The 25,428-nt window shown below is 62.8% G+C and carries 26 protein-coding genes, 1 tRNA gene and 1 riboswitch; of the genes, 6 read left to right on the top strand and 21 right to left on the bottom strand.

Features of this window, described 5'->3' with window-relative positions:
- Window positions 1–69: 69 nt before the first annotated feature.
- Genes cobO through NKH89_RS00215 form a run of 4 tightly spaced genes read right to left on the bottom strand, consistent with a single transcriptional unit; the run spans window position 70 to window position 2,186 of the window.
- Window positions 70–693, bottom strand: a complete 624-nt coding sequence (gene cobO, locus NKH89_RS00230) for a cob(I)yrinic acid a,c-diamide adenosyltransferase (protein WP_352483070.1) — start codon at window positions 691–693, stop codon at window positions 70–72.
- A gap of 1 nt (window position 694) precedes the next feature.
- A complete protein-coding gene (gene cobU / locus NKH89_RS00225) occupies window positions 695–1,216 on the bottom strand; it encodes a bifunctional adenosylcobinamide kinase/adenosylcobinamide-phosphate guanylyltransferase (RefSeq protein WP_352483069.1) in 522 nt (173 codons plus the stop codon).
- Window positions 1,209–1,991, bottom strand: a complete 783-nt coding sequence (locus NKH89_RS00220; RefSeq protein WP_352495933.1) for a CbtA family protein — start codon at window positions 1,989–1,991, stop codon at window positions 1,209–1,211. Before NKH89_RS00220 ends, cobU begins: the two co-directional genes overlap by 8 nt.
- Before the next feature lie 15 nt (window positions 1,992–2,006).
- A complete protein-coding gene (locus tag NKH89_RS00215; protein ID WP_023720718.1) occupies window positions 2,007–2,186 on the bottom strand; it encodes a CbtB domain-containing protein in 180 nt (59 codons plus the stop codon).
- Between the two features lie 36 nt (window positions 2,187–2,222).
- Window positions 2,223–2,418: riboswitch (cobalamin riboswitch) on the bottom strand.
- A gap of 140 nt (window positions 2,419–2,558) precedes the next feature.
- Here NKH89_RS00215 and NKH89_RS00210 point away from each other — a divergent pair.
- A complete protein-coding gene (locus tag NKH89_RS00210) occupies window positions 2,559–3,752 on the top strand; it encodes an aromatic ring-hydroxylating oxygenase subunit alpha (protein ID WP_352495932.1) in 1,194 nt (397 codons plus the stop codon).
- Here NKH89_RS00210 and NKH89_RS00205 read toward each other — a convergent pair.
- Entirely contained in the window at window positions 3,731–4,930 is a 1,200-nt protein-coding gene (locus NKH89_RS00205; RefSeq protein WP_352495931.1) for an MFS transporter, read from the bottom strand. The two genes, NKH89_RS00210 and NKH89_RS00205, sit on opposite strands and share 22 nt — an antisense overlap.
- Window positions 4,931–5,176: 246 nt before the next feature.
- On the opposite strand from NKH89_RS00205, the gene NKH89_RS00200 reads away from it, so the two are divergent.
- Window positions 5,177–6,175 (top strand): heparan-alpha-glucosaminide N-acetyltransferase, encoded by a 999-nt coding sequence (locus NKH89_RS00200; protein ID WP_352844408.1) that lies wholly within the window; start codon window positions 5,177–5,179, stop codon window positions 6,173–6,175.
- A gap of 16 nt (window positions 6,176–6,191) precedes the next feature.
- Entirely contained in the window at window positions 6,192–6,698 is a 507-nt protein-coding gene (locus tag NKH89_RS00195; protein WP_352495929.1) for a methyltransferase family protein, read from the top strand.
- Between the two features lie 19 nt (window positions 6,699–6,717).
- Here NKH89_RS00195 and NKH89_RS00190 read toward each other — a convergent pair whose 3' ends face one another.
- Both NKH89_RS00190 and mgtE read right to left on the bottom strand, forming a co-directional pair.
- Window positions 6,718–7,104, bottom strand: a complete 387-nt coding sequence (locus tag NKH89_RS00190) for a MerR family transcriptional regulator (RefSeq protein ID WP_023676566.1) — start codon at window positions 7,102–7,104, stop codon at window positions 6,718–6,720.
- A gap of 139 nt (window positions 7,105–7,243) precedes the next feature.
- Window positions 7,244–8,641 carry a magnesium transporter gene (gene mgtE / locus NKH89_RS00185; protein WP_036245326.1) on the bottom strand — a complete coding sequence of 466 codons (1,398 nt, stop codon included), beginning with the start codon at window positions 8,639–8,641 and terminating at the stop codon, window positions 7,244–7,246.
- Window positions 8,642–8,939: 298 nt separating this feature from the next.
- Here mgtE and NKH89_RS00180 point away from each other — a divergent pair, with 298 nt between their 5' ends.
- Window positions 8,940–9,161, top strand: coding sequence for a hypothetical protein (locus NKH89_RS00180; RefSeq protein WP_156948157.1), 222 nt, complete (start codon window positions 8,940–8,942; stop codon window positions 9,159–9,161).
- A gap of 197 nt (window positions 9,162–9,358) precedes the next feature.
- On the opposite strand, the gene NKH89_RS00175 is transcribed toward NKH89_RS00180, so the two are convergent.
- Together NKH89_RS00175 and NKH89_RS00170 are read right to left on the bottom strand one after the other, a co-directional pair.
- Entirely contained in the window at window positions 9,359–9,841 is a 483-nt protein-coding gene (locus NKH89_RS00175; protein ID WP_031194498.1) for an SRPBCC family protein, read from the bottom strand.
- Entirely contained in the window at window positions 9,838–10,155 is a 318-nt protein-coding gene (locus tag NKH89_RS00170) for an ArsR/SmtB family transcription factor (protein WP_023720727.1), read from the bottom strand. Before NKH89_RS00170 ends, NKH89_RS00175 begins: the two co-directional genes overlap by 4 nt.
- 429 nt (window positions 10,156–10,584) lie before the next feature.
- On the opposite strand from NKH89_RS00170, the gene NKH89_RS00165 reads away from it, so the two are divergent.
- On the top strand, window positions 10,585–11,406 hold the full coding sequence (locus NKH89_RS00165; RefSeq protein WP_352908290.1) for a phosphatase PAP2 family protein: 822 nt from the start codon (window positions 10,585–10,587) through the stop codon (window positions 11,404–11,406).
- A 143-nt stretch (window positions 11,407–11,549) separates the two neighbouring features.
- Here the strand turns inward: NKH89_RS00165 and NKH89_RS00160 are convergent.
- Window positions 11,550–11,634, bottom strand: a tRNA-Leu gene (locus NKH89_RS00160).
- Window positions 11,635–11,811: 177 nt separating this feature from the next.
- Here NKH89_RS00160 and lipB point away from each other — a divergent pair.
- Window positions 11,812–12,555, top strand: coding sequence for a lipoyl(octanoyl) transferase LipB (lipB, locus tag NKH89_RS00155; RefSeq protein ID WP_352814647.1), 744 nt, complete (start codon window positions 11,812–11,814; stop codon window positions 12,553–12,555).
- Between the two features lie 404 nt (window positions 12,556–12,959).
- Here the strand turns inward: lipB and NKH89_RS00150 are convergent, their stop codons facing one another.
- The 11 genes from NKH89_RS00150 to nuoK form a co-directional block, all read right to left on the bottom strand.
- Window positions 12,960–13,643, bottom strand: a complete 684-nt coding sequence (locus NKH89_RS00150; protein WP_352908289.1) for an ABC transporter ATP-binding protein — start codon at window positions 13,641–13,643, stop codon at window positions 12,960–12,962.
- Entirely contained in the window at window positions 13,640–14,926 is a 1,287-nt protein-coding gene (locus NKH89_RS00145; RefSeq protein ID WP_352791256.1) for a lipoprotein-releasing ABC transporter permease subunit, read from the bottom strand. Before NKH89_RS00145 ends, NKH89_RS00150 begins: the two co-directional genes overlap by 4 nt.
- A complete protein-coding gene (proS, locus tag NKH89_RS00140) occupies window positions 14,923–16,251 on the bottom strand; it encodes a proline--tRNA ligase (protein WP_352908288.1) in 1,329 nt (442 codons plus the stop codon). The genes NKH89_RS00145 and proS overlap by 4 nt, the downstream gene beginning before the upstream one ends.
- A 561-nt stretch (window positions 16,252–16,812) precedes the next feature.
- Window positions 16,813–17,097, bottom strand: coding sequence for a DUF1467 family protein (locus tag NKH89_RS00135; RefSeq protein ID WP_352590101.1), 285 nt, complete (start codon window positions 17,095–17,097; stop codon window positions 16,813–16,815).
- Window positions 17,094–17,498 (bottom strand): methylmalonyl-CoA epimerase, encoded by a 405-nt coding sequence (gene mce / locus NKH89_RS00130; RefSeq protein ID WP_352483057.1) that lies wholly within the window; start codon window positions 17,496–17,498, stop codon window positions 17,094–17,096. Before mce ends, NKH89_RS00135 begins: the two co-directional genes overlap by 4 nt.
- Window positions 17,499–17,595: 97 nt before the next feature.
- Window positions 17,596–19,266 (bottom strand): ribonuclease J, encoded by a 1,671-nt coding sequence (locus NKH89_RS00125; RefSeq protein ID WP_352908287.1) that lies wholly within the window; start codon window positions 19,264–19,266, stop codon window positions 17,596–17,598.
- A gap of 84 nt (window positions 19,267–19,350) precedes the next feature.
- The gene (locus tag NKH89_RS00120) at window positions 19,351–20,172 is read right to left on the bottom strand and encodes a biotin--[acetyl-CoA-carboxylase] ligase (RefSeq protein ID WP_023720736.1); all 822 of its coding nucleotides are present in this window, start codon (window positions 20,170–20,172) and stop codon (window positions 19,351–19,353) included.
- 4 nt (window positions 20,173–20,176) lie between these two features.
- Window positions 20,177–21,613, bottom strand: a complete 1,437-nt coding sequence (gene nuoN / locus NKH89_RS00115; RefSeq protein WP_023720737.1) for an NADH-quinone oxidoreductase subunit NuoN — start codon at window positions 21,611–21,613, stop codon at window positions 20,177–20,179.
- Between the two features lie 17 nt (window positions 21,614–21,630).
- Window positions 21,631–23,136 (bottom strand): NADH-quinone oxidoreductase subunit M, encoded by a 1,506-nt coding sequence (locus tag NKH89_RS00110; RefSeq protein WP_352908286.1) that lies wholly within the window; start codon window positions 23,134–23,136, stop codon window positions 21,631–21,633.
- Window positions 23,136–25,109: an NADH-quinone oxidoreductase subunit L gene (gene nuoL / locus NKH89_RS00105; protein WP_023720739.1), complete on the bottom strand. Its 1,974-nt coding sequence runs from the start codon at window positions 25,107–25,109 to the stop codon at window positions 23,136–23,138. Before nuoL ends, NKH89_RS00110 begins: the two co-directional genes overlap by 1 nt.
- 10 nt (window positions 25,110–25,119) lie before the next feature.
- A complete protein-coding gene (gene nuoK, locus NKH89_RS00100; protein WP_023676620.1) occupies window positions 25,120–25,428 on the bottom strand; it encodes an NADH-quinone oxidoreductase subunit NuoK in 309 nt (102 codons plus the stop codon).

Below are 25,428 nucleotides of genomic sequence, written 5' to 3'. Positions count from 1 at the left end.
AAGGGGGGAGATCGGCAGCTTCGCCGGCGCCGCCTGCTCCGAAACGCCCTTCCCCGATCGCCAAACCCCTCAGAACTCTATCCCTTGCTGCGCCTTCACGCCGGCGGAGAAGTGGTGCTTGGTCACGCCCATCTCGGTGACCAGATCGGCTGCCTCGACCAATACCGGCTTGGCATTGCGGCCGGTGACGACGACATGCAGGCCCTCGCGACGCGCCTTCAGCGCTGCGACCACCTTTTCGAGGTCGAGATAATCGTAGCGCAACGCGATGTTGAGTTCGTCGAGCACCACGAGGCTGATCGACGGCTCGGCCATCAGCTCGAGCGCCTTGGCCCAGGCGGCCTCGGCCGCCGCGATGTCGCGCTTCAGGTCCTGCGTTTCCCAGGTAAAGCCCTCGCCCATGGCGTGCCAGACGACGCGGTCGCCGAAGCAGGCAAAAGCATCCTTCTCGCCGGTGTGCCATTTGCCTTTGATGAACTGGACGACGCCGACGCGCTTGCCGTAGCCGAGCATTCTGAGCGCCAGCCCGAAGGCGGCCGTGGTCTTGCCCTTGCCCGGACCGGTGTTGACGATCAACAGCCCTTTCTCGACCGTCTTGGCTGCAACCTCGGCGTCCTGCACCGCCTTGCGCTTGGCCATCTTCGCGCGGTGGCGTTCCTCGTCCTTGGGATCGATGTGGTCGGTATCAGCCATGTCATTTCACCCTGAGCGGCAGCCCCGCCACCATCAAAAGCACGGTGTCAGCGACGGCGGCAACGTCCTGGTTCAACCGGCCGGCCGCGTCGCGAAACCGTCTTGCCAGCGCATTCTCCGGCACGATGCCCTGGCCGACCTCGTTGGACACCACGAACCAGGGTCCACGCGGCCGCGACAGCACATCTGCCAGCCTTCGGCATTCGGCCTCGACATCATGTTCGGCCAGCATATGGTTGGTCAGCCACAGCGTCAGGCAATCGATCAGCACCGGCTGGCCGTCAGGCAGTGCCTCGATCGCGCCGGCAAGGTCGAGCGGCGCCTCGATGGTCGTCCAGCCGGCGCTGCGGCGCGAGCGGTGCAGCGCGATCCGTTCGCGCATCTCCTCGTCATAGGCTTGCGCCGTCGCGATATAGCTCCATGGCGCCGGACAGGCACTCACCAGCCTCTCGGCATGCACGCTCTTGCCGGAGCGCGCACCGCCGATGATCAGGGTCAGCGCCCCGGCAGCGCGGTCAGGCAAAGCTGTCGCGCAGGCTGGTCGCCGTGCCGGTGAAGCGGCCGCGCACCACGCCGACGACCGCGCCGAGCACCAGCCAGAACACCAGATTGGTCAGCGTCACCGCCACCACGAACTGATGATGCAGGCCTTCCGGGATTGTCGTCTCGAAGCTGTCGGGCTGCGGCGCGCCGACAATATGCGGCGCCACCATCAACGCCACGGCAAGGACCGCCAGCGGCAGCGATCTGCGGAAGGCGAGCAGGCCGAGACCGGCGGCGGTCGCCACCACCGTTGCCCACCACCAGATCTGGCGTTGGACAAGGTCGGCCGCCGGCATTGCCGGCAATTCCGGCGGCAGGCCGAGGCCCGGCGCCAGCGTGAACACGGCAAAGCCGGCAAGCCCCCAGAACAGGCCCTGGCGCCAATTGCCGATGCCGCCGGCGAACTCCGAAACCGCAACCAGGACCAACGCGAAGCCGATGCCGGTGACGATATTGGCAACGACGCTGAAGGCAAAGCGTTCGAAACCGTCGGCCGGCGCCCAGCCTTCGTCCTCCGCCGGAGCCATTGCTTCAGCCGGTGCCGGCGCGGCGCTGCTTATAGCCATCGTGCCCCCGGCGTTTTCGACCGGTGCCGCAGGTGCCGCGGCATGGTCATGGCCGCCGCCGGCCTGTTCGTAGACTTCCGCGTTCAGGATCAGCGGCACCGTGGCATAGGCCTGCATGCAGGCGAGAACGACGCCGGCCACGAGCCCTGCGATCGCCGCGATGAACACGACGTTGCGAAACAGTGTCATGATGTCAGCCCCTTGTCAGTGGCAGGGAAAGCCCATCGAGTGGCGATAGTCGTGGGCGGCATTGTGGACCGCATCGATGTGCGAGAAGCCGACAAAGCCCATGACGAAAATGCCGAGGAATGCAGCAAGCGCCAGCTGCATGAAACGCGACTGCGAGGAGACGGAAGCGCCGAGCGAGACGGAAGCGGTATTCATGTCTTGTCCTTTCGCCCTCCACCCGAGGGCATAGAAGTCAGTTTCCTGTCGCCGGCAGGTCTCCTGGCTCGCGGATCAGCGCCCTTCCCCACCTTCCCGAAGAAAATCTTCAGTGGCATATGGAGAGGACTACCGCACACAGTTGCGGGGGCAGCCACGGCATTGGGCAAGAATTTCGCCCGCACCGCATTCCCTCTTGGTTCCAAACGGAACCGACGACATCAGCGACTATAGGCAGAATCGCCGCGCCCGGCAAACCAAATTCCGCCGGATCGTGTGGCGAATGCGCCGCCTCGCCAAGCTCGCCGGCCGGCGCCGCAATTGACAATTCTCACAGCCGGGTGTCGGCTGGCGGATGGGGAGGAAGCCGGCATGCAACCCAGCCCGAATGAGCGCGGTCCCTATAACGGCCTGACGCGGGCCGAGCCGACGCTGCCGTCATCGGCCTATTGGGACATCGCAGGCTATCAGCGCGATCTCGAGGCCATCTGGTATCGCAACTGGCTGCTGGTCTGCCGCGAGGCCGACCTTGCCCAGCCGCTGGCATTCAGGACGTTTCGCATAGGCACGCAGGAGATCGTCGTGCTGCGCGACGAGACCGGCGAATTGCGCGCCTTCCACAACACCTGCCGGCATCGCGGCTCGCAGCTTTGCCAGCAGAGCGAAGGACGGCTGAAGGCGCGGCTCATCACCTGCCCCTACCACGCCTGGTCCTATTCGCTGCGCGGCGATCTGGTGCGCGTGCCATCGAAATCGCTGCCGGACGGTTTCGACAAGGCCGATCATCCGCTCTACCGCGTAGCACTGTCGGTGTGGCGCGGTTTCGTTTTCGTCAACCTCGCGCAAGACGCTGCCGGTTCGGCTGAAACATCCTTCGATCCGGCATCCGGCAACCTCGCCAACTGGCCGCTGGAAACGCTGCTGAGCGGCCATGTGCTGCGCAAGGTTATGAACTGCAACTGGAAGATATTTTGGGAGAACTTCAACGAGTGCCTGCACTGCCCTGGCGTCCACAAGGACCTGTCGCGGCTGGTGCCGATCTATGGCCGCGGCCTGATGGGCCGGCACGACGACCCCGAATGGGCGCGCCACGCCGACAATGACGCGCCGGAATTTGCCGGCGGCTTGCGGGCCGGGGCCGAAACCTGGTCGCGCGACGGGCGCGTCCACGGCTCGGTCTTTTCGAGCCTGACGCCGGCCGAGCGTGCTGCCGGGCAGACCTATGCCACCAACTTGCCGTCGATGTTCGTCGTCGGCCATGTCGACTATGTCAGGACCGTGCGGCTGGTGCCGCTTGGGCCGGAGCAGACCGAACTCACCGCCGAATGGCTTTTTTCGCCCGAAGCGCTCGCCGATCCGGCAGCGGATATCGACAACATCGTCGCCTTCGGCACCCAGGTGCTGGAGGAAGATGCTGATATCTGCGAGGTCAACCAGAAGGGCCTGCGCTCGATGCGCCACAAGGCCGGCGTGCTGATGCCCGAGGAATATGACTTGCACCGCTTCCACAACTGGGTGCTCGAGCGGCATGCGGCGCTTGAACATCAAAGCGATTTGGGCAGATAGCGCCAGGTGACGAAGCCGCAGACCGCCGCCAGCAGGCCGAGCGTCGCGAAAACCGCGCCCAGGCCGCAGAACGCCAGCACCACCGAATAGACCAGCGGCGGCGTCAGCTCGGAAAAGTCGAGATAGGTGCGGTAGACCGCCGCCATCTGCGCCCGCTCATACGAGCGCACCGAGCGCATGAACGCGGTCGAGCCCAGCGCATCGAGCGCGATGGTGAAGAAGGCACCGCAAAGCAGCAACGCGCCGGTGACGAGCGGCGCGGCCTCGCCGACGGCGCCGGCCGCCAGCAGCGTCGCCGACATGGCGAAATAGGCAAACGTCATGGTGCGCCGGCCGCCGAAACGCTTTCCCGCCCTGCCCCAGAAGATGGCCATGAACAAAAGCGCATTGCCGGCCGAAATCAAGAGGCCGCCGGCGAGCTTGCCCTCGCCGGTGATCACCATGAACAGCGGCCCATAGACAAAGAACGTCGTCCAGAAGCAGGAACGGCCGAAGGCGATCAGCCAGGCCAGCCTCAGCCTTGGCTGCGCGACGAAGCGGCCGATATTGGCCAGCGGATTGACCGGCCGCGTCTTGCCCGGGCGGATCGACGGGTTGTCGCCAAGCCGGTAGGTCCAGAACAGCGCCAGCAGGGCCATGGCGAAGACGGCCACCGCGCTATGCGCGGCATAGATGCCGAAACGCGTGTAGAGGAAAATGCCGAGCGTCGGCCCGGCGGTCCAGGCAAGCATCGACCACGCCATGCGCAGCGACTCGGCCTGCATGAAATCGGTCTTGCGGATATGGTCCATGATGTAGAGGTTGAGCGTGATCGCCAGCGCGCTGGCGCCGATGACGCGGCAGAGCATGCCGACCGTTTGGCCAGCAAGCGTATGAGTGACGAAGAACAGCGAGCCGACGGCCAGCAGGCAGGCACCGGCGGTATAGACCCAGCGCCGGGCAAAGCGCCGGATCAGCATCGGCATGAACAGCGTCGCCGAGAGGCCGAGCATTGCCACGACCGTGTAGAGGATCGAGACGATCTGCTCGTTGTGCAGGATCTCATAGGCCTGGATCGGGATGACGCTGGAGACGGTGGCGCGCGCGAACGATTCGACCGCATAAAGCGAGGCGAAGGTGCGTGCATCCGCCGGCCGCAAGGCCGCAAGCCAGATAGGATGGCGCACATGGGTAGCCATTGCTTTCCCCGAACAGAATCGCCCAAAGCAGGGTTTGGAGCACAAATCTGCCGCGGCGATTCCTGGCCGGGTAACAGGAAACCGACGCCTTCACGGCAAAAAGCGAAGCCGGCCAAAGGCTTTCCGGCTCTGGCCTAAAGCGAGTTCTAATGCTGACCCGCGCCAACGCGACGCGAGGACTGCTTCTTTTGACGGTGGCAACCGTGATAGTCGTCTTGCCGGGGCTGAACCAAGACAGCGAGACCGATGAGCATCGCCACGCCGACCACCGCCGTTCAGGATCAACCGAAGGCGAAGCGCATCGCCGCCATCGACATCGCACGCGGCATCGCTTTGCTTGCCATGGCGAGCTATCATTTCACCTGGGATCTCGAATTTTTCGGCTACACCGATCCCGGCCTCACCGCCTTCGGCTGGTGGAAAATCTACGCGCGCTGCATCGCCTCGAGCTTCCTGTTCCTGGTCGGCGTCAGCCTCTATCTCGCCCATGGCAAGAAAATCCGCTGGACAGGCTTCTGGAAGCGCTTCGCCATGGTTGCCGGGGCGGCTCTCGCAATATCGCTGGTCACCCGAATCGCCACGCCCGACGGCTTCATTTTTTTCGGCATATTGCACGAGATCGCGCTCGCCAGCCTGCTCGGCCTGGCGTTCCTGCGGCTGCCGGCGCTGCTGACACTGCTTGTCGCGGCGTTTGTCATCGCGGCGCCCTTCTACCTCAGATCCGAGGCCTTCGATCATCCGGCTTTGTGGTGGGTCGGTCTATCGGCGACCAATCCGCACTCCAACGACTATGTTCCGCTGCTGCCCTGGTTCGGCGCCGTGCTTGCCGGCATCGCGGTTACCAAACTCGCCGCCACCTCCGGCGTGCTGACCCGGCTGTCGGCCATGACGCCAGGCCGCTGGGCAAACCCGCTGGTCTTCATCGGCCGGCACAGCCTTGCCTTTTATCTGATCCATCAGCCGCTGCTGATCGGCTCGGTCTGGCTGTTTTCGCAATTCATGCCGGCGCGGGTCGAAAGCAGGGAGGTGAACTTTCTGAAATCCTGCCAAATATCCTGCGAGCAGGCGCGCGACACCGAGTTCTGCTCCAGCTATTGTGCCTGCATGCTGGACACTCTCCAGGGCGAAGCCTCGCTTGACCGGCTCTACAGCAACGACCAGTCCCCGGAGTGGAAGGCGCATATTGGCGAGCTCGCCGGCACCTGCACCGCCCAAACCGAGACGGCGGAACCGAGAACGCGCTAATCGAGGGAGGACAACAATGAGCGACAGTCACCCGAAACCCGTGCAGCAAAATCCTGGGCAGCCGAAGCTGGGGCACATCCCATGGCCGCCGCTGATCTATATCGCCGCCATCATCGTCAGCGTCGCGCTAGGGTTTTTCTATCCACTGCCGTGGATCGGCGATCTTCTCGGCGACATCCTGTTCGCCGCCGGGCTTGTGGGGCTGTTGGCGGTCGCCGCGCTCTGGTTCACCGCGATCCGCATCATGATCCGCGCCAAAACGACGCTTAACCCCAACGGCGTGCCGGACCATCTGGTGACCACCGGACCCTTCGCCGTCAGCCGCAACCCGATCTACCTCGCCAACACATTGCTGCTGGTCAGCCTCGCCTTTGTCTCGGGGATCGCCTGGTTCCTGCCGCTGGCGGTCATCGCGGCGTTCCTGACGCAGAAGCTGACGATCGAGAGCGAGGAGAAGGTGCTGACGGCCAAATTCGGCAAGAAGTACCGGGACTACGCCAAAAGGGTGCGGCGCTGGATTTGAGCCGGGGCTGACACCGCGCTTACGTGGTGACGCCGAGTTCAACCAGCCGCTCGACGCAGGATTCCTCGGCCTGGTCGAGCTCGGCCAGGGTCTCCTCGAGGTCGCGGCGTTTCTGGCGAAGATCCTCGCGCTTTTCCTCGATGCGCTTGATCATCAGCTTGAGTTGGCCGACCTCGCCGGGCGGCTCCCTGTACATCTGGATGATTTCGCGGATCTCGTTGATCGAGAAGCCGAGCCTCTTGCCGCGCATGATCTGGCGGATGAGATGCCGGTCCGACGGACGGAACAGCCGGGTGCGGCCGCGCCTTACCGGCTGCACCAGCCCTTCGTCCTCGTAGAAGCGCAACGTCCGCGTCGACACGTCGAATTCGCGGGTCAGCTCCGTGATCGAATAATATTCCCGCATCGTCACTCCAATGCCCCGGCCACGCCGCGAGTTCCAACTGGCCGGCGCCGCCGGCGCCCAGGCGCGTACCAGAATCGGCGGACAAGGCACCTTTCAAAGCCTCGCATGGCATTTACGTAAAAGTCAATTGAGGTGCCGTTCAGCCTACGCCGAACCACCATGTGGCAAGCCCGAGAAAGGCAAAGAAACCGACGACATCGGTGACCGTAGTGACGAAAACCGCCGAAGCCACAGCCGGGTCGATCTTGAAGCGGTCGAGCAGCAGCGGGATCAGGATGCCCGCCAGAGCCGCCACGAACATGTTGATGATCATCGCCGCCGCGATGATGCCGCCGAGATTGCGATCGTGGAACCAGGCAGCCGCGACGATGCCGATCAGGATGGCGAAGATGATGCCGTTGATGAAGCCCACCCCGATTTCGCGGCGGATGATGCGGCCGGCATTGTAGATATCGAGGTCCCTCGTCGCCAGCGCCCGCACGGTGACGGTCATGGTCTGCGAGCCGGCATTGCCGCCCATGCCGGCGACGATCGGCATCAGCACCGCCAGCGCCACGATATGCTCGATGGTGCGGTCGAACAGGCCGATCACCGAAGCCGCGAGGAAGGCCGTCAAAAGGTTGACCAGCAGCCACGGCACACGCGAGCGCGAAGTCGAAAGGATGCTGTCCGAGAGTTCTTCGTCGCCGACGCCGCCCATGCGCAGCAGATCTTCCTCGGCCTCCTGCTGGATGACGTCGACGACGTCGTCGATGGTCAGCACGCCGACCAGCCGCTCGTTCTCGTCGACGACGGCAGCGGACAGAAGATCGTATTGTTCGAATTCGCGTGCCGCCTCCTCCTGGTCCATGGTGGCCGGGATGGCATGCCTGGTCTCATGCATGACCTCTTCGACCTTGACCGAGCGCTTGGTGCGCAGGATCTGGTCGAGGTCGATGGCGCCGAGCAGCTTGAAGCTCGGATCGATGACGAAGATCTGGCTGAAACGGTCGGGAAGGTTGTTGTCCTCGCGCATGTAGTCGATGGTCTGGCCGATCGTCCAGAATGGCGGCACCGCGACGAACTCCGTCTGCATGCGGCGGCCGGCGGTCTCTTCGGGATAGTCGAGCGAGCGCCGCAGCCTGATCCGCTCGGTGAACGGCAGTTGCGACAGGATCTCGTCCTGGTCCTCCTGGTCGAGGTCCTCGAGGATGTAGACGGCATCGTCGGAATCGAGCTCCTGCACGGCCTGGGCGATCTGCGCATTGGGCAGATTGTCGACGATGTCGCGCCTGATCGCCTCGTCGACCTCGGTCAGCGCGGAAAAATCGAAATCCTTGCCCAGCAATTCGACCAGGGCGCGGCGCTGTTCCGGGTGCAGCGCCTCGAGCAGGTGGCCGAGTTCCGACTGGTGCAGATCGTCGACTTCGCGCTTCAGCGTCAGCGTATCGCGATCGGCGATCGCGGCACCGATCTGGGTGAGAAACGACGACAGGATGACGCCGTCCTCGTCATAGATGTCGGCGCGGCGCTCCTCAGCGGCCCTGGCGCCGGTCATGTGTTCGTCCTGGCCTTCCACCAGCGCCTCCCGCCATCGGATTTCCGGATAAGGTGCCTGTCAGGTCTAGACCATGATCCTGAAAAGTGGAAACCGGTTTTCCGAAAAGATCATGGTCAAACACAAGGATGGAGCGGCGGCGCGATTTGGCTTGAGCATCGGCCTCTCTGTGCGCAACCGACGGATATCAGGCGACCTTGCGAGCTGCCGGTTGCCCAAGATTGATAATTCAAGATTGATAATTAGAGGATTCTAATTTAGCATCTCTATAATTACCGGTAATAAAGGGAGGGTGTTTATGGGGAAGTATCTGTTTACCAGTCTTGCGTTGGTTTGTTCGGGAATACTTTTGAACCCGATTACCGCCGATGCAAAGGCCTTCAAATCTTTTCAGGGCAAGGAATGCAAGCCTGACTACAAACGGCTTTGCCCAATGACACCGATCGGCAAATGCGACCTTCAGAGCATGATCGAGCAGTTGTCACCCGCCTGCAAGGCTTTCGTCGAGAAGCACCGGTAATCCAGCTCTGCCATCGCCGCCGACCAACCGCCGGGCAGTCCGCGACAACGCCAGGTGTGGTGTGCCCCGGTCGGGGAATCGGTCGCCCAACAACAACAGTCCCGGTGGTCGGGCAGAACGGCATATGCTGCACCGGGAATGAGGCGAGGCCGACGGTGCGACGGCCTCGCTGGATATCGGGCTTAGAGGCCTGCCGATCAGGCAGCGTAGCGTTTGGCCTCAGCCGCGTAGGCGCCAAGGACACCGCTCCAGCCACGCTCCGATTCGAAGGCCTGGCGCGCTGCTTCTGCGGTCTCGCCCATGTTCTCCAGAAGCCGGTGCTCGAGTTCCACCCGCGTCGAATTCTCGCCGAGCGCGACAAAGCGGATGTCGACCTCGGTCAGCAATGCCGGATCGTAGCGCCAGTCGGCCCCGATACGCCAGGCGAGCGTCAGCCTCGACGGCGGATCCCAGGCGAGAACCTCGCCCCAATCGCATTCTGACCCATCCTCGCCGATCTCGTACCAGCGGCCGCCGGCTTTCGGTTCGATCACCGCGGTCGTCAGGGCGGATTTGCCGATTGAGTGCGAAGCCGGCCACCACCGTCCGAACCCTGTCGTGAACACATCGAATGCCTTGTCGAGCGGCACCTCCACGGTCACCGACTTCCTGACCGGTGCGGGCTTGATCATAGTCGTCATTTCCTCTTCTCCTTGCTGTTGTCGACTTCCCGTTTGAAGGCGTCGAGCGCATCGCCCCACATGCGATCGAGCCAGGCGCGCATCTCGCCGAGCCCATGCGGGTCGAGATGATAGATATTGCTGGCGCCCTTGGGCTCGGCACGGACCAGTCGGGCTTCCTTCAGCACTTTGAGGTGCTGCGATACCGCCGGCTGCGAGACCGGAAGCACCCGCGTCAGATCGATGACCGAGCGCGGCCGATCGGCGATGAGCTCGAACACCTTGCGGCGTGTCGGATCGGCCAAGGCCACCATTCCTGCGTAATCATAAACCATGACTTATGATAAGCTAAAACTTATGATAGGTCAACCGAGGGAGTGGCGGGCCCGTGTTTAAGCACCGGCCGGTTCGACCCCGAGGCTCCGGGCAATTCCTTCGCGCGGGGCATGGACAGCAATGCGGATGCAAGATTGCTCAGGGAATCAATCCACCGCATGCGAGCCGGCAGGTGTCGACCACCGGGGAAAAGTAAACCTGACGGCAAGGTTTTTACCTTATCGGTGTATATGTCTCTCCGGCGAAACATTAAGAACGGGTAAATTGGCTTGGCCCTAACTACGGAAGCCTCTCGCCACAGGCCCTCAGCCATATGGCAATTGCGCCTCTCCTTGTTTATGGCAATGTACGTGTTAGGTGCATCTGCACTATATCCAGAAGTATTCCGTACATCAGCCCTAATCTATTCTCACAAGTTTCTTATTGGCATGCCGGTCTTGTTTATCGGTGGCGTCTGTTGTGCCGCGCTCATCCATGGCCGACGGCAACCGGTTCGCTACGCCCGGGATTTGGTTCAAGGGCGCTGGCGCGGCTGTCTGTTGGTGCTGCTGTTCTTCTTTGCCAGCTTGACCGCGTTCTCCACCTACAAGATCGCCATCCCGTCCGTCGTCCCATACTATGCCGACCACTGGTTAGCCGACGCTGATGAATGGTTGCACGGGATGCCGCCGTGGCAGATCGCCCATAAGCTCGACAGCAACGGGTGGTCGCTCGTCGTCTTCAACAGCTATGAAGTCATTTGGTTCTACCAGTGGTTCGGCACCATCCTTTTCGTGGCGCTCTGGTCGGACGAGATTGCGCGCATCCGCTATCTCAGCGCGGCAGCGCTGACGTTGTGCATCCTCGGAACTGTCTTGGCTTTGGCGCTGGCATCGGTCGGGCCGGTTTACTACCACCAGTTTGTTGGCGTGGATCGCTTCCACGGATTGAATGCCGCCTTGGACAGACTGGACCATAATTACATGGTGCGGGAACCCGCAGCATATCTCCTGATGGCTTACCGGAGTGGCCGGCCAAGCCTTGGCGGCGGCATCTCGGCCATGCCAAGCATGCATGTCGCCTTTGCCGCACTGAACGCCTATTTGCTGTCCTCGATCAATCTCTGGCTGGGCGCTCTGGGTTGGGCGTTTGCAGCCCTGATCCTGTACGGATCGGTGTACACTGGATGGCACTATGCCCTGGACGGCTACGTATCGATCGCTGCTGTATCTGTGATCTGGTGGGCAACCGGACGCCTGGTGCGCGAATAATTATCCACGCAAACCGCATATATGGTTACGCGCCGATGGTGTTTCCGCATCGGCCAAACTCGCGATCGCAGGCAAAAAAGCCTCGCGCCTGACAAAGACGCTCTTTGCCGTGCTCGAACTCAACGGGGCGCTTTCGAATTTAATGGTGCGGTCGAGAAGACTCGAACTTCCACGGGTTGCCCCACAGCGACCTCAACGCTGCGCGTCTACCAATTCCGCCACGACCGCACGTGGTAGGAGCCAGAACGAACCGGCCCGCGGCGTGTAGCAAATCGTTTCCGGTGAAACAAGTGCGCGGCCAGCAATAATCGGCCGGATATCGGCTTAACTCTGCAAAGCGCCGAACGTGCCCGGAACTGGACGTTTGTACCGATTGCCGCCATATGAGGGGCGAGACGAGATATCATGACAGAACGCAGCCAGATCGCCACGTCGTTCCTGCCCTCGCCCGGCTCGGCGCCGGTCGAATGGCGCATTGAGCCCGGGCTCACCGCCTATCCCGATGCGCTCGCCGTGATGGAGGCGCGCGCCGAAGCAATCCGCAGCGGCGCGGCTGGCGAGATGGTCTGGCTGGTCGAGCATCCGCCGCTCTATACCGCCGGCACCAGCGCCCGTTTCGAGGACCTGATCGAGCCGGACCGCTTCCCGGTCTTTGCCGCCGGGCGCGGCGGCGAATACACCTATCATGGGCCGGGCCAGCGCGTCGCCTATGTCATGCTCGACCTCAAGCGGCGGCGCGAGGATGTCCGCGCCTTCGTCGCGGCACTCGAACAATGGATCATCGGCACGCTGGCCGCCTTCAACGTACGCGGCGAACGCCGCGAGGACCGCGTCGGCGTCTGGGTGGTGCGGCCGGATCGCCCCGCTTTGCCCGACGGCTCGGTCGCCGAGGACAAGATCGCTGCCATCGGCATCAGGCTGAGGCGCTGGGTGAGCTTCCACGGCATTGCCATCAATGTCGAACCGGACCTCAGCCATTTCAGCGGCATCGTGCCGTGCGGCGTCCAGGATCACGGCGTCACCAGCCTCATCGATCTCGGCCTTCCCGTGACAATGGCCGATCTCGACCTGGCGCTGAAATCAGCCTTCGAAGATGTCTTCGGCCCGGCAGCGCCTTTGCAGGTCGAGGCGGCCCGCAAAGTCGGCTGACAGGACCTCACTGAAGACCGAATTCCTACGCTGCGCCCCTCTCCTCCGCGAAGAACGGCTCGTCAGCGTTCTAGCCATGTCTTTCAGCGCATCCTCACATCGCGCCGATCCAGATTGCCATGGAAATGAGGAACGTGCTCATGCACACCAGCGAGACGACATCCTGAACAAGATCGGTCATAGCTCTCTCCTGTTGTTAGTATGTTCGTATTTTGTTCTAGTTTTGTTCGAATGTCAACGATCGCAATCCCGGCATGGCCGGAATTGCGTGCGGTCAGTTTCGGCAGGGTTAAGAAAGGGTTGAGAGGCAGATTGCCGACGGTTTCGGGCCGAGAGCGCGCACGAAAAATAGCGGACGGCGCACGCCAGTTCGCAGGCCGGCATCACCTCGGTCTTAGCACACCCTAAAGCGGGACGACCTTGCCGTCGGCAAGCGTCACGCGGCGATCCATGCGCGAGGCAAGCTCGTGATTATGGGTGGCGATCAGTGCCGCCAGGCCCGATTGCCGGACCAGCGCTGCCAGCGCCTCGAACACGTAGGAAGCGGTCACCGGGTCGAGATTGCCGGTCGGCTCGTCGGCCAAAAGCACCAGCGGCGCATTGGCGACGGCGCGCGCAATGGCGACGCGCTGCTGCTCACCGCCGGAGAGCTCGGAAGGGCGATGATGCGCCCGCTTGCCGATCTGCATGTAGTCGAGCAATTGCGCCGCCCGCTCGGCCGCCTCCTTGCGCGCCAGCCCTTTTATCAGCTGCGGCATCATGATGTTTTCCAGCGCCGAGAATTCCGGCAGCAAGTGATGGAACTGATAGACGAAGCCGACATCGTTGCGGCGGATCGCCGTGCGCTCGTCGTCGGAAAGCCGACCGCAGGCGCGCCCCGCCAGGATCACGTCGCCGGCGTCCGGCCGCTCCAGCAGCCCGGCGGTGTGGAGCAGCGTCGACTTGCCGGTGCCCGAAGGCGCCACCAGCGCCACCATCTCGCCACGCTTAAGCGAAAAATCGGCGCCGTTCAGGATGGTCAGCTTGCGCGGCCCCTGCACATAGTGCCGTTCGACGCTCTTCAGCTCGATAATGGCCTCGGCCATCATTCGTACCTCAGCGCTTCGACCGGATCGAGCCTGGCCGCCCGCCACGCCGGAAACAGTGTCGCCAGGAACGACAGCGCCAAAGCCATGAGAACGACCGAGATCGTCTCGCTGGCATCCATGCGGGCCGGCAGCTGGCTTAGGAAATAAAGCTCGGGATTGAACAGCCGCTCGTCGGCCAGCCAGGAGAAGAACTGGCGGATGCGCTCGACGTTGAGGCAGATCAAGATACCGAGCAGCACGCCGGCGATGGTGCCGACAACGCCGATCGCAGCGCCTGTCATCAGGAAGATGCGCAGGATCGCGCCGCGCGTCGCTCCCATGGTGCGCAGGATGGCGATGTCGTGGCCCTTGTCCTTCACCAGCATGATCAGGCCCGAAATGATGTTGAGCGCCGCCACCAGCACGATCAGCGTCAGGATCATGAACATGACGTTGCGCTCGACCTGCAGCGCGTCGAAGAACGTCTTGTTGCGTTGCCGCCAATCGACAAGGCTGATCGGCCGCTGCGCCGCCTCTTCGACCTTCGGCTTCAGCGCGTCGATATTGTCGGGATTGTCGGTGTAGATCTCGATCGTCTGCGCCCGGCCGTCCATGTTGAAATAAAGCTGCGATTCCGAGAACGGCATGTAAACGATGGAGCTGTCATATTCCGACATGCCGACCTCGAAGATCGCGGTGACCGGATAGCCCTTCATGCGCGGCGTCGTGCCGAGCGGCGTGACGTCGCCCTCGGGCGAGATCAGCGTGATCGTATCGCCAAGCACAAGGCCGAGATTCTCGGCCATGCGGCTGCCGATGGCGACGCCCTCGCCGGTGTCGAAGCCGACGATCGAGCCCTCCTTGATGTTGTTGGCGACGATGGTGATCTTGCCGAGGTCCTCGCCGCGTATGCCGCGCACCAGCGCGCCGGTGCCGCCGCCGACATTGCCTTGCGCCAGCACCTGCCCGTCGATCAGCGGAATGGCGTATTTGACGCCGGGCACGCCGTTGATGCGGCCGGCGACCTGGGCATAGTCCTCCAGCGGCATGTCGAGCGGCTGCACGATCAGGTGCCCGTTGACGCCGAGGATGCGCGTCAGCAGTTCGGCGCGAAAGCCGTTCATGACCGCCATGACGACGATCAGCGTGGCAACGCCCAGCATGATGCCGAGGAAGGAGATCGAGGCGATGACCGAGATCACCGTCTCCTTGCGGCGCGAGCGCAGATAGCGCCACGCAACCATACGCTCAAAGCCGGAAAAGGGTCCTGCCCCCGAAGGTTTGGCTGCTGCCGCTTCGTTCATGCGGCGGCACCGAAACGCTTTTTCACGTCGCCGATCGGCAGCGTCTCGCGCTCGCCGGTCCTGCGGTTCTTGATCTCGACCTCGCCGGCTGCGACGCCGCGCGGCCCCACGATCACCTGCCACGGAAGTCCGATCAGGTCGGCGGTAGCGAACTTGCCTCCCGGCCGCTGGTCGGTGTCATCGTAGAGCACCTCCTTGCCGGCGGCGGCAAAGGCGGCATGCAGCTCGCCGCAGACGCGGTCGCATTCGGCATCGCCAGCCTTCATGTTGATCAGGCCGATGTCGAACGGCGCCACCGCTTCCGGCCAGATGATGCCGTTATCGTCATGGCTGGCCTCGATGATCGCCGCGACCAGCCGCGACGGACCGATGCCGTAGGAACCGCCAGAGACGAAATGATCCTTGCCGTCCGGCCCGGTCACCTTGGCGCCCATCGGCTTGGAATATTTGTCGCCGAAATGGAAGATATGGCCGACCTCGATGCCGCGCGCCGAGACCTTGTCGGCTTCGGTGAGCTTTTCCCATGCCGCCTCGTCATGCATTTCGTCGGTGGCGGCATAGGGCGTCGTCCATGTCTTGACGATCTCGGCAATCTCGGCGTCATTCGAAAAGTCGGTATTCGCCCCCGGTACATCAAGCGAGAGATAGTCGCGATGGCAAAACACCTGGCTCTCGCCGGTGTCGGCCAGGATGATGAACTCATGGCTGAGGTCGCCGCCGATCGGCCCGGTGTCGGCGCGCATCGGGATCGCCTGCAGCCCCATGCGCGTGAACGTCCTGAGATAGGACACGAACATACGGTTATAAGCGGCCTTGGCGCCTCCATAATCGAGGTCGAAGGAATAGGCGTCCTTCATTAGGAATTCGCGCGAACGCATGACGCCAAAGCGCGGGCGCACCTCGTCGCGAAACTTCCACTGGATATGATAGAGGTTGAGCGGCAGGTCCTTGTAGGACTTGACGTAGGAGCGGAAGATCTCGGTGACCATCTCCTCGTTGGTCGGGCCGTAGAGCATGTCGCGATCTTGCCGGTCCTTGATGCGCAGCATCTCCTTGCCGTAGTCTTCGTAGCGGCCGCTTTCGCGCCACAGCTCGGCCGATTGGATGGTCGGCATCAGGATTTCGAGCGCGCCGGCGCGATTCTGCTCCTCGCGAATGATCCGGCAGACCTTGTCCAGTACCCGCTTGCCGAGCGGCAGCCAGGAGAAGCTGCCTTGCCCCTGCTGGCGGATCATGCCGGCGCGCAGCATCAGCCGATGCGAGACGATCTCGGCCTCGCGCGGATTTTCTTTGAGGATGGGCAGGAAATAGCGCGACAAACGCATGAACTGGTCCGTGAGAGAGGATGGCGGCGCCGGAATCGGCGCAGCGCAGGCTTGCTTGCCCCAGCTTCATAGCCATTTCATGGCGGAATGGAAACCCGGCCCAGGCGCTGCACAGACGCCGCAATTGCCGCACACGGCTTGCTGGGCGTTTCGCAAGCAACGCCTGCCGTACTATTGTGCACTGCAGCACGAGATTGCCTGTTTCCGGGCAAAATTCTTCGTGACATTTTCACCCGCCTTAGGCTAGTGTGCCCCGATAACCGAGAGGGCGGAGAAAAATCTGCCCTCCTACGCGGTCAAAGTCTTGGGAGGATGCGATCTAGGCGCGGTAACTCGCTGCCGCCGGACACCGGAAACAGATCGGACGCGTTTAAATTGCAAGGCCTCGCGCCTTGCATTTTTTTTGTGCAATCATTTGGTTAGCAAGACAGATTGCCAAACTACATTACGTTGCGTCAGCCCAAATCCGGCCCACGGCCTTTACTTGGGTTGACCTTGCTGGCTGAGCTTGATTTCAGGGCGTCGGCATAGGTCTTGGATAGCCGGACATTGGGTAGCCGGCTAATGCGCTGGGCTCTGGTTGAAATCCGGCACGATGTGCGGGATGTCGTCGATGCCGAGACCAAGCCCTCTCGTGATGCCGTAGAAGATGCCCATCAGGACCAGTGTGGCGATCGTCGTGCGCAGTGCGGCGCGCAGCATATGCGGTCCGCGCGGCGCGCTCGGAACCGTACCCAGCGTCACATCCTGGTCCTCGTCCTGCGTCCGCATGCTGAACGGCAAGACGGCGAACAACACCACCCACCATGTGGCGAAGAACAGGGCGATGAAAGAGACCCAGCTCATGCTTGCTCCAGTTCGACCAGCGTGCCGAAAAAGTCCTTGGGGTGCAGAAACAATACGGGTTTGCCATGCGCGCCGGTCTTCGGATTGCCATCGCCCAGCACGCGCGCGCCGCTGGCCTTGAGACGGTCGCGCGCCGCAACAATGTCGTCAACCTCGTAGCAGACATGGTGCATGCCGCCGGACGGATTCTTCTCGAGGAATGCCGCGATCGGCGAGCCTTCGCCGAGCGGCTCCAGCAACTCGATCCTGGTATTGCCGACGTCGACGAACACCACCGTCACGCCATGCTCCGGCAGCGCCTGCGGCGCGGTCACGCGGGCGCCAAGCGTATCCCGATAGGCCGCCGCCGCCGCAGCCAGATCCGGCACGGCAAGCGCGACATGGTTGAGGCGTCCGAGCATTGACTGCGTCCTTAGGGCAGTAAGGCAATAGGGCAGTATGGGAGTAGGGAAAACTACTTTCTCCCCTACTGCCGTACTGCCCTACTCCCCTATTCCCTTACCGCGTGACGAACACCGTCACCAGCGGCTTCTTGCCCCAGGCTTCGTTGGCCGCGCCGCGCACCGCGCGCCGCACCGCCTCCTGGACCAGGTCGAGGTCTTTTCGGCGCTGGCGGGGGATGGAGTCCACGGCGCCGATTGCCGCATCGATCATCAGGTCTTCCAGGCTCTCGCCGCTGCCATCGGCCTCGGCGACGCCGATGGCGACGAGATCGGGATCGCCGGCGAGTTCGTATTTGTCGTCGAGCACGACATTGACGGCGACGTGGCCGGCGAAGGACAGCTTGCGCCGGTCGCGAATGCCCATCGCCTGGTCGGTGCCGACCAGCCTTCCGTCCTTGTAGATGCGGCCGAACGACACCTGGTCGATGATCGCAGCCGCACCCGGATAGAGCCTGAGCATGTCGCCGTCGCGCACCTGCGCCACCTGGCCGATGCCGGACGTCGACATCAGCGAGCCCTGCGCCACCAGATGCGCCGCCTCGCCATGCACGGGAACGCCGATCTGCGGCCGCACCCATTCATACATCTTGCGCAATTCGCTGCGGCGCGGATGACCGGAGACATGCACCAGCGCATCGCCGTCCTCAATGATCTTGATGCCGAGATCGATCAGGCGGTTCTTGATCTCGAGGATCGCCTTCTCATTGCCGGGAATGGTGCGCGAGGAAAACACCACCGTGTCGCCGGCAGTCAGCGCCACCGACTTCATCTCGTCGCGCGACAGCTTGGCGAGTGCGGCAAGCGGCTCGCCCTGGCTGCCGGTACAGATGATGACGAGGTTTTCGCGCGGGATGAAGCCGTAATCTTCCTCGGCGATGAATTCCGGCAAGCCGTCCATATAGCCGAGTTCATCAGCCACATCGATGACGCGCTTCATCGAGCGGCCAAGCACCAGGCACTGGCGGCCGGCATCCCGCGCTGCCTTGGCGATGGAGACGATGCGCCCGACATTGGAGGAGAAGCTGGTGACGGCGACGCGGCCCTTGGCGTTCTGGATGACGCTCTTGATGCCCTCGCCCACCGCCACTTCGGACGGCGATTCCCCTTCCCGCAACGCATTGGTGGAATCGCAGATCAGCGCCAGCACGCCCTTGTCGCCATAGGCGCGGAAGCGTGACTCGTCGGTCATCGGCCCCACCGTCGGCGCCGGATCGATCTTCCAGTCGCCGGTATGGATGACGACGCCGGCCGGAGTGGTGATCGCCAGCGACATCGGCTCGGGAATGGAGTGCGCGACGGGGATGGCCTCGATCTCGAACGGACCGACGGTGAATTTCTCGCCGGCCCGGTAGATCGTCACCGGAATTTTCGGCGCCCCTTGCTCGCCCTGCCGCTTGGCTTCCAGCAGGCCGGCGCTGAACGGCGTCATCCACACCGGCGCCTTGAGCTTCGGCCAGATGTCGTGCAGCGCACCGTAGTGGTCCTCATGCGCATGGGTGATGACGATCCCGCGCAGATTGGCGACATTCTCCTCGATGAAGCGCGTGTCGGGCAGCACCAGGTCGACGCCGGGCAGGGTTGCATCGGGAAAGGTGACGCCGACATCGACGACGATCCATTCGCGCGCATTGGCCGGGCCATAGCCGTAGAGGGCGAAGTTCATGCCGATCTCACCGACACCGCCGAGCGGCACGAAGACAAGTTCGGCGTTTTCCGCTTTCGCCATGATCTTTCCTTCCTTGCCCGTCAAACTCTTGGGCCGGTCAAATTCAAGCTGGTCAAATACAGGCCAGTCAAACGTATTGGCCAGTCAACCGCCGGCCGAGGCAACCGCGCCGAAATGCACGTCGCCGGCGGCGATCGTCAGAACCGAACCTTCATCGTCGCGGATCACGAAACGGCAGTCCTCGTCAATGGTCTCGAAGGTGCCGCGCACCACATTACCGTCAATTCTGACAGCAACCTGCCCGCCAAGCCCCGCCGCACGCGCCAGCCACCGCTGCCTGACGGCGGCAAGCCCACGCCCTTCGTTCCACAGCCGAGCATTCTCGCTCCATGCATCCGACAGCGCCAGAAACAGCGTCTCGGCATCGCAAGCAGACCCCAGCGCGTTGAGCGACGTCGCTGGATAGGGCAAATCCCTGGGATAAGCCACCACATTGACGCCGATGCCGACAGCCACTGCGGAACGGCCCCCCTCCAGCATCGCCGATTCCAGTAGGATGCCGGCGAGCTTGGCGCCCGAGGCAAGCACATCGTTCGGCCATTTCAGCTCGAAACGGTTCTTGCCTTGGCTCGCACCATCGAGGCCGATCGCGATCCTGCCCTTCGGCACGACAGCGTCGAGCGCGTCGGCCAGCGCCAGTCCGGCAACGAAGCCGAGCGTCGCGGCAAGCCGAAGCTCGGTGTTGGTTATCACCAGCAGCGTCGCTGCCAGATTGCCTTCGGGCGTCGCCCAGGCGCGGCCACGGCGGCCACGCCCGGCTTCCTGCTTTTTTGAGACGACCCAGAGCTTGCCCGGATCGCCGGCCCGCGCGTGCTCCAGCGCCAGCGCATTGGTGGAGCCGACCGTGTCGTGCGCCTCGAGCCGGAACCCTTCCGAAGCCGCGGTTGGAGCCAGCCTGAATGTCATTCCGTCAGAAGAAGGTCTTGGCTGCGGCAGCGGCATAGGTTCCGATCGGGCCGCCGATCAGCACATAGAACAGCACGAAGGCGCCGCAGACGCCGAGCACGACGCGCAGTTCGGTCGCCATCGGAACGAAGCCGCCGACCGGTTCGTCGAACCACATGATCTTGATGATGCGCAGATAATAATAGGCGCCCACCACCGAGGCCAGCACGCCGATGATCGCCAGCGCGTAGAGATTGGCATTGATGGCGGCAAGGAACACGTACCATTTTCCCCAGAAGCCGGCGAGCGGCGGGATACCGGCCAGCGAGAACATCAGGATGGTGAGGATCGTCGCCATGATCGGGTTGGTCGCCGACAGGCCGGCGAGATCGCTGATCTGCTCGACATTGCCCTCCTTGCGCCGCATGGCGAGGATGAAGGCGAAGGTGCCGAGCGTCATCACCAGGTAGATCAGCATGTAGATGGCGACGCCACGCACGCCGTCCTGGCTGTTGGCGGCAAGGCCGACCAGCGCATAGCCCATATGGCCGATGGAGGAATAGGCCATCAGCCGCTTGATGTTGGTCTGGCCGATCGCCGCAAAGGCGCCGAGCGCCATCGACGCGATCGAGATGAAGACGATGATCTGCTGCCAGTCGGCGGCGATCGGCTTGAAGGCGCCCATGGTGACGCGCACCATCAGCGCCATCGCCGCCATTTTGGGTGCCGCCGCTAGAAAAGCCGTCACCGGCGTCGGCGCACCTTCATAGACGTCGGGCGTCCACATATGGAACGGCACCGCCGAGATCTTGAAGGCAAGGCCGGCCAGCACGAAAACCAGGCCGAAGACGAGGCCGAGCTGGCGCTCGCCGCCGCTCAGCGCCGCGGCGATCTCCTGGAAGCCGGTATTGCCGGTGTAGCCGTAGACCAGCGAGATGCCGTAAAGCAGCATGCCCGAAGACAGCGCGCCAAGGACGAAATACTTCAGGCCGGCCTCGGTCGAACGCAGACTGTCGCGGTTGATCGCCGCCAGCACGTAGATCGCCAGCGACTGCAGCTCGAGGCCGAGATAGAGCCCGATCATGCCGTTGGCCGAGATCATCAGCATCATGCCGAGCGTGCAGAGCAGGATCAGCACCGGATATTCGAACTTGTCGAAATGCTCCGCCTGGGCAAAGCGGACCGACATGACCAGCGTCACCGCCGAGCCGATTAGCGCCAACACCTTCATGAAGCGGGCGAACGGATCCTGGATGAAGGCTTCGCCATAGGCGTTGCCCTGCCCCGGGGAAAAGATCAGCCAGGCGCCAGCGATCACCAGCACGGCGACGGCAAGGCCGCTCACTGTGACGGTGGTGTTGGCGCGCGAATAGGCGCCGAGCATCAACAGCGCCAAGGCGCCGATGGCGAGGATCAGCTCTGGCGTCGAGAGCGACAGGCTGGAGAGAAGGTCCGGCGTCATGGTTCGCAAAACCCCAGTCAGTTCGCCGCCGCGGTCTGCGCGGCGCCGATGGATGCAGTGACATTGGTGACGAGCGCCTTGACCGATTCGGCCGTCGCGTCGAAGATCGGCGCCGGATAGACGCCGAAGAAGATGACCAGCGCGACCAGCGGATAGATGATCACCTTCTCGCGTGTCGACAGGTCCAGCAGGCCTTTCAGGCTTTCCTTGGTCAATGCGCCGAAGATCACCTTGCGGTAGAGCCAGAGCGCATAGGCCGCCGACAGGATGACGCCGGTGGCGGCGAAGAACGCCACCCAGGTGTTGACCCGGAACACGCCGAGCATGGTCAGGAACTCGCCGACGAAGCCGCTGGTGCCGGGCAGGCCGACATTGGCCATGGTGAAGATCATGAACACGGTTGCATATTTCGGCATGTTGTTGACCAACCCGCCATAGGCGTCGATGTCACGCGTGTGCATGCGGTCGTAGACGACGCCGACGCAGAGGAACAGCGCGCCTGAGACCAGGCCGTGCGAAAGCATCTGGAAGATCGAACCCTGGACGCCTTCCTGGTTCATCGCGAAGATGCCCATGGTAACGAAGCCCATGTGGGCGACCGACGAATAGGCGATCAGCTTCTTCATGTCCTCCTGCATCAGCGCCACCAGCGAGGTGTAGATGATGGCGACGCCGGAGAGCGTGAAGATCAGCGGCGCGAACATTTCGGATGCGATCGGAAACATCGGCAGCGAAAAACGCAGGAAGCCATATCCGCCCATCTTGAGCAGGATGGCGGCCAGGATCACCGAGCCGGCCGTCGGCGCTTCGACATGGGCGTCCGGCAGCCAGGTATGCACCGGCCACATCGGCATCTTCACCGCAAAGGAAGCGAAGAAGGCAAGCCATAGCCAGGTCTGCATATTGGCCGGGAAGTTGTGGGTCAGAAGCGTCGGGATGTCGGTGGTGCCGGACTGGAAGAACATCGCCATGATGGCGAGCAGCATCAGCACCGAGCCGGCCAGCGTATAGAGGAAGAACTTGAACGAGGCATAGACGCGCCGCTTGCCGCCCCACACGCCGATGATAATGAACATCGGGATCAGGCCGGCTTCGAAGAAGACATAGAACAGGACGATGTCGAGCGCGCAGAACACGCCGATCATCAGCGTCTCGAGCAACAGGAAGGCGATCATGTAAGCCTTGACGCGCTTCTCGATCGATTCCCACGAAGCGAGGATGCAGAGCGGCATCAGGAAGGTGGTCAGGATGACGAACAGCATGGAGATGCCATCTACGCCCATATGGTAGGAGATGCCGGAATCCAGCCAGGCAAACTTCTCGACGAACTGGAAGCCGGGCTGCGAATTGTCGAAGCCGGTCCAGATGAACAGCGAAACCACGAAGGTGAAGGCGGTCGTGAACAGCGCAATGGCGCGGATGTTGCGGCGCGCATTGTCGCTGTCGTCACGCACGAAAAGGATGAGCAACACACCAACCAGCGGCAGGAAGGTGACCAGCGATAGGATCGGCCAGGCGGTCATCAGAGCATCATCCAGGTGACGAGTGCGGCAACGCCGATCAGCATGGCGAAGGCATAGTGATAGAGATAGCCGGTCTGCAGCTTGACGACGCGGTTGGTGACGTCGACGACGCGCGCCGAGATGCCGTCCGGCCCGAGCCCGTCGATGATAGTGCCGTCGCCGGTCTTCCACAGGAAGCTGCCGAGGCGCTTTGCCGGCCGCACGAACAGGAAGTCGTAGAGCTCGTCGAAATACCATTTGTTGAGCAGGAAGGCATAGAGCAGGCGATGGTTGGCCGCGACGCTCCGAGGCATTTCCGGCGCGCGAATGTAGAATTGCCAGGCTATCGCAAAGCCGATCAGCATGGCGATGAACGGCGCGAGCTCGACCCAAAGCGGCAGTTCGTGGATCTCGTGCAGGATGTGGTTGTCAGGCAGCGTGAACAGCGACACCTTCCAGAATTCGGCATAGCCCTCGCCGATGAAGGCGCCGTGGAAGATCACGCCGGCGAACAGGGCGCCTGCCGCCAGGATGAACAGCGGCACCAGCATGACCGGCGGCGATTCATGGACATGGTGCATCACCTCATGGCTGGCCCGCGGCTCGCCATGGAAGGTCATGAAGATCAGCCGCCAGGAATAGAAGGAGGTGAAGCAGGCGGCAACGACCAGCAATATGAAGGCAAACCCGGCGACCGCATTGTGGCTGGCAAAAGCGGCTTCGATGATGGCGTCCTTGGAGAAGAAACCGGCCGTGCCGATGATCGTCACCGGGATGCCGACGCCGGTCAGCGCCAACGTGCCGATCACCATCATCCAGTAGGTCGTCGGGATGAGCGTCCTCAGGCCGCCCATCTTGCGCATGTCCTGCTCGTCGGAGACGGCGTGGATGACCGAACCCGAGCCGAGGAACAGTAGCGCCTTGAAGAAGGCGTGCGTGAACAGATGGAAGATCGCCGCGCCATAGGCGCCGACGCCGAGCGCCACGAACATGTAGCCGAGCTGCGAACAGGTCGAATAGGCGATGACACGCTTGATGTCGTTCTGGACGAGGCCAACTGTCGCCGCGAAGAAGGCGGTGAAGGCGCCGATGAAGGTGACCACGGTCAGCGCCGAATGCGACAGCTCGAACAGCGGCGACAGCCGCGCCAGCATGAACACGCCTGCCGTCACCATGGTAGCGGCATGGATCAGCGCCGAGACCGGCGTCGGGCCTTCCATGGCATCCGGCAGCCAGGTGTGCAGCGGCACCTGCGCCGACTTGCCCATGGCGCCCATGAACAGGAGCAGGCAGACGACTGTCATCGCGGCTTGCTTATCAAGCGCATAGCCGAGGAAGGTCAGTACGGCCGGACCCTGCTGCGCGCCTTCGGCCGGAATGAACGTCGCCGCATTGGCGAAGATGGTGCCGAGATTGACCGAGCCGAAAAGCACGAACACGCCGAATATGCCAAGCGCGAAGCCGAAATCGCCGACGCGGTTGACGACGAAGGCCTTGATCGCAGCCGCATTGGCCGACGGCTTCTTGTACCAGAAGCCGATCAGCAGATAGGAGGCCAGACCGACACCTTCCCAGCCGAAGAACATCTGCACGAGGTTGTCGGCCGTCACCAGCATCAGCATGGCGAAGGTGAACAGCGACAGATAAGCGAAGAAGCGGGGCCGGTCCGGGTCGTGATGCATGTAGCCGATCGAGTAGATATGGACCAGCGCCGACACCGTATTGACGACGACCAGCATCACTACGGTCAGCGTGTCGATCCGCAGCGCCCACGACGCTTCGAGGCCTCCCGACTGGATCCAGCGCATCACCGGCACGGTGAACACCTCGCCGCCGCCGAAGCCGACCGAGAAGAAGGCGACCCACGACAGCACAGCCGCGATCACCAGGAAGCCGGAGGTGATGTATTCGGAAGCCTTGGCGCCGAGCGAGGTGCCGAACAGGCCGACGATCAGGAAGCCGAGCAGCGGAAGGAAGACGATGGCCTGATACATGGTGGTTCCGTCAACCCTTCATCATGTTCACGTCTTCAACCGCGATCGAGCCGCGGTTGCGGAAGAAGACGACGAGAATGGCAAGGCCGATCGCCGCCTCGGCCGCCGCGACGGTCAGCACGAACAGTGCGAACACCTGGCCGACCAGATCGCCGAGCGCCGCCGAAAAGGCGACGAAATTGATGTTGACCGCAAGCAGGATCAGCTCGATCGACATCAGGATGACGATGACGTTCCTACGGTTCAGGAAGATGCCGAACACGCCGAGCGTGAACAGGATCGCCGATACGGTCAGGTAGTGCGCGATGCCGACGACCAT

This window comes from Mesorhizobium sp. M0923 (assembly GCF_040319365.1).
Lineage (GTDB): Bacteria > Pseudomonadota > Alphaproteobacteria > Rhizobiales > Rhizobiaceae > Mesorhizobium.
The sequence above is the reverse complement of the archived record's forward strand: the minus strand, read 5'-3'. Positions and strand labels throughout refer to the sequence as shown.

Excerpts from the sequence above, each read along its gene's own strand:
- cobO (WP_352483070.1), bottom strand. The coding sequence starts at position 693 with ATGGCTGATACCGACCACATCGATCCCAAGGACGAGGAACGCCACCGC.
- NKH89_RS00220 (WP_352495933.1), bottom strand. The coding sequence starts at position 1,991 with ATGACACTGTTTCGCAACGTCGTGTTCATCGCGGCGATCGCAGGGCTC.
- NKH89_RS00215 (WP_023720718.1), bottom strand. The coding sequence starts at position 2,186 with ATGAATACCGCTTCCGTCTCGCTCGGCGCTTCCGTCTCCTCGCAGTCG.
- NKH89_RS00210 (WP_352495932.1), top strand. The coding sequence starts at position 2,559 with ATGCAACCCAGCCCGAATGAGCGCGGTCCCTATAACGGCCTGACGCGG.
- NKH89_RS00205 (WP_352495931.1), bottom strand. The coding sequence starts at position 4,930 with ATGGCTACCCATGTGCGCCATCCTATCTGGCTTGCGGCCTTGCGGCCG.
- NKH89_RS00200 (WP_352844408.1), top strand. The coding sequence starts at position 5,177 with ATGAGCATCGCCACGCCGACCACCGCCGTTCAGGATCAACCGAAGGCG.
- NKH89_RS00195 (WP_352495929.1), top strand. The coding sequence starts at position 6,192 with ATGAGCGACAGTCACCCGAAACCCGTGCAGCAAAATCCTGGGCAGCCG.
- NKH89_RS00190 (WP_023676566.1), bottom strand. The coding sequence starts at position 7,104 with ATGCGGGAATATTATTCGATCACGGAGCTGACCCGCGAATTCGACGTG.
- mgtE (WP_036245326.1), bottom strand. The coding sequence starts at position 8,641 with ATGACCGGCGCCAGGGCCGCTGAGGAGCGCCGCGCCGACATCTATGAC.
- NKH89_RS00180 (WP_156948157.1), top strand. The coding sequence starts at position 8,940 with ATGGGGAAGTATCTGTTTACCAGTCTTGCGTTGGTTTGTTCGGGAATA.
- NKH89_RS00175 (WP_031194498.1), bottom strand. The coding sequence starts at position 9,841 with ATGACGACTATGATCAAGCCCGCACCGGTCAGGAAGTCGGTGACCGTG.
- NKH89_RS00170 (WP_023720727.1), bottom strand. The coding sequence starts at position 10,155 with ATGGTTTATGATTACGCAGGAATGGTGGCCTTGGCCGATCCGACACGC.
- NKH89_RS00165 (WP_352908290.1), top strand. The coding sequence starts at position 10,585 with ATGCCGGTCTTGTTTATCGGTGGCGTCTGTTGTGCCGCGCTCATCCAT.
- lipB (WP_352814647.1), top strand. The coding sequence starts at position 11,812 with ATGACAGAACGCAGCCAGATCGCCACGTCGTTCCTGCCCTCGCCCGGC.
- NKH89_RS00150 (WP_352908289.1), bottom strand. The coding sequence starts at position 13,643 with ATGATGGCCGAGGCCATTATCGAGCTGAAGAGCGTCGAACGGCACTAT.
- NKH89_RS00145 (WP_352791256.1), bottom strand. The coding sequence starts at position 14,926 with ATGAACGAAGCGGCAGCAGCCAAACCTTCGGGGGCAGGACCCTTTTCC.
- proS (WP_352908288.1), bottom strand. The coding sequence starts at position 16,251 with ATGCGTTTGTCGCGCTATTTCCTGCCCATCCTCAAAGAAAATCCGCGC.
- NKH89_RS00135 (WP_352590101.1), bottom strand. The coding sequence starts at position 17,097 with ATGAGCTGGGTCTCTTTCATCGCCCTGTTCTTCGCCACATGGTGGGTG.
- mce (WP_352483057.1), bottom strand. The coding sequence starts at position 17,498 with ATGCTCGGACGCCTCAACCATGTCGCGCTTGCCGTGCCGGATCTGGCT.
- NKH89_RS00125 (WP_352908287.1), bottom strand. The coding sequence starts at position 19,266 with ATGGCGAAAGCGGAAAACGCCGAACTTGTCTTCGTGCCGCTCGGCGGT.
- NKH89_RS00120 (WP_023720736.1), bottom strand. The coding sequence starts at position 20,172 with ATGACATTCAGGCTGGCTCCAACCGCGGCTTCGGAAGGGTTCCGGCTC.
- nuoN (WP_023720737.1), bottom strand. The coding sequence starts at position 21,613 with ATGACGCCGGACCTTCTCTCCAGCCTGTCGCTCTCGACGCCAGAGCTG.
- NKH89_RS00110 (WP_352908286.1), bottom strand. The coding sequence starts at position 23,136 with ATGACCGCCTGGCCGATCCTATCGCTGGTCACCTTCCTGCCGCTGGTT.
- nuoL (WP_023720739.1), bottom strand. The coding sequence starts at position 25,109 with ATGTATCAGGCCATCGTCTTCCTTCCGCTGCTCGGCTTCCTGATCGTC.
- nuoK (WP_023676620.1), bottom strand. The coding sequence starts at position 25,428 with ATGGTCGTCGGCATCGCGCACTACCTGACCGTATCGGCGATCCTGTTC.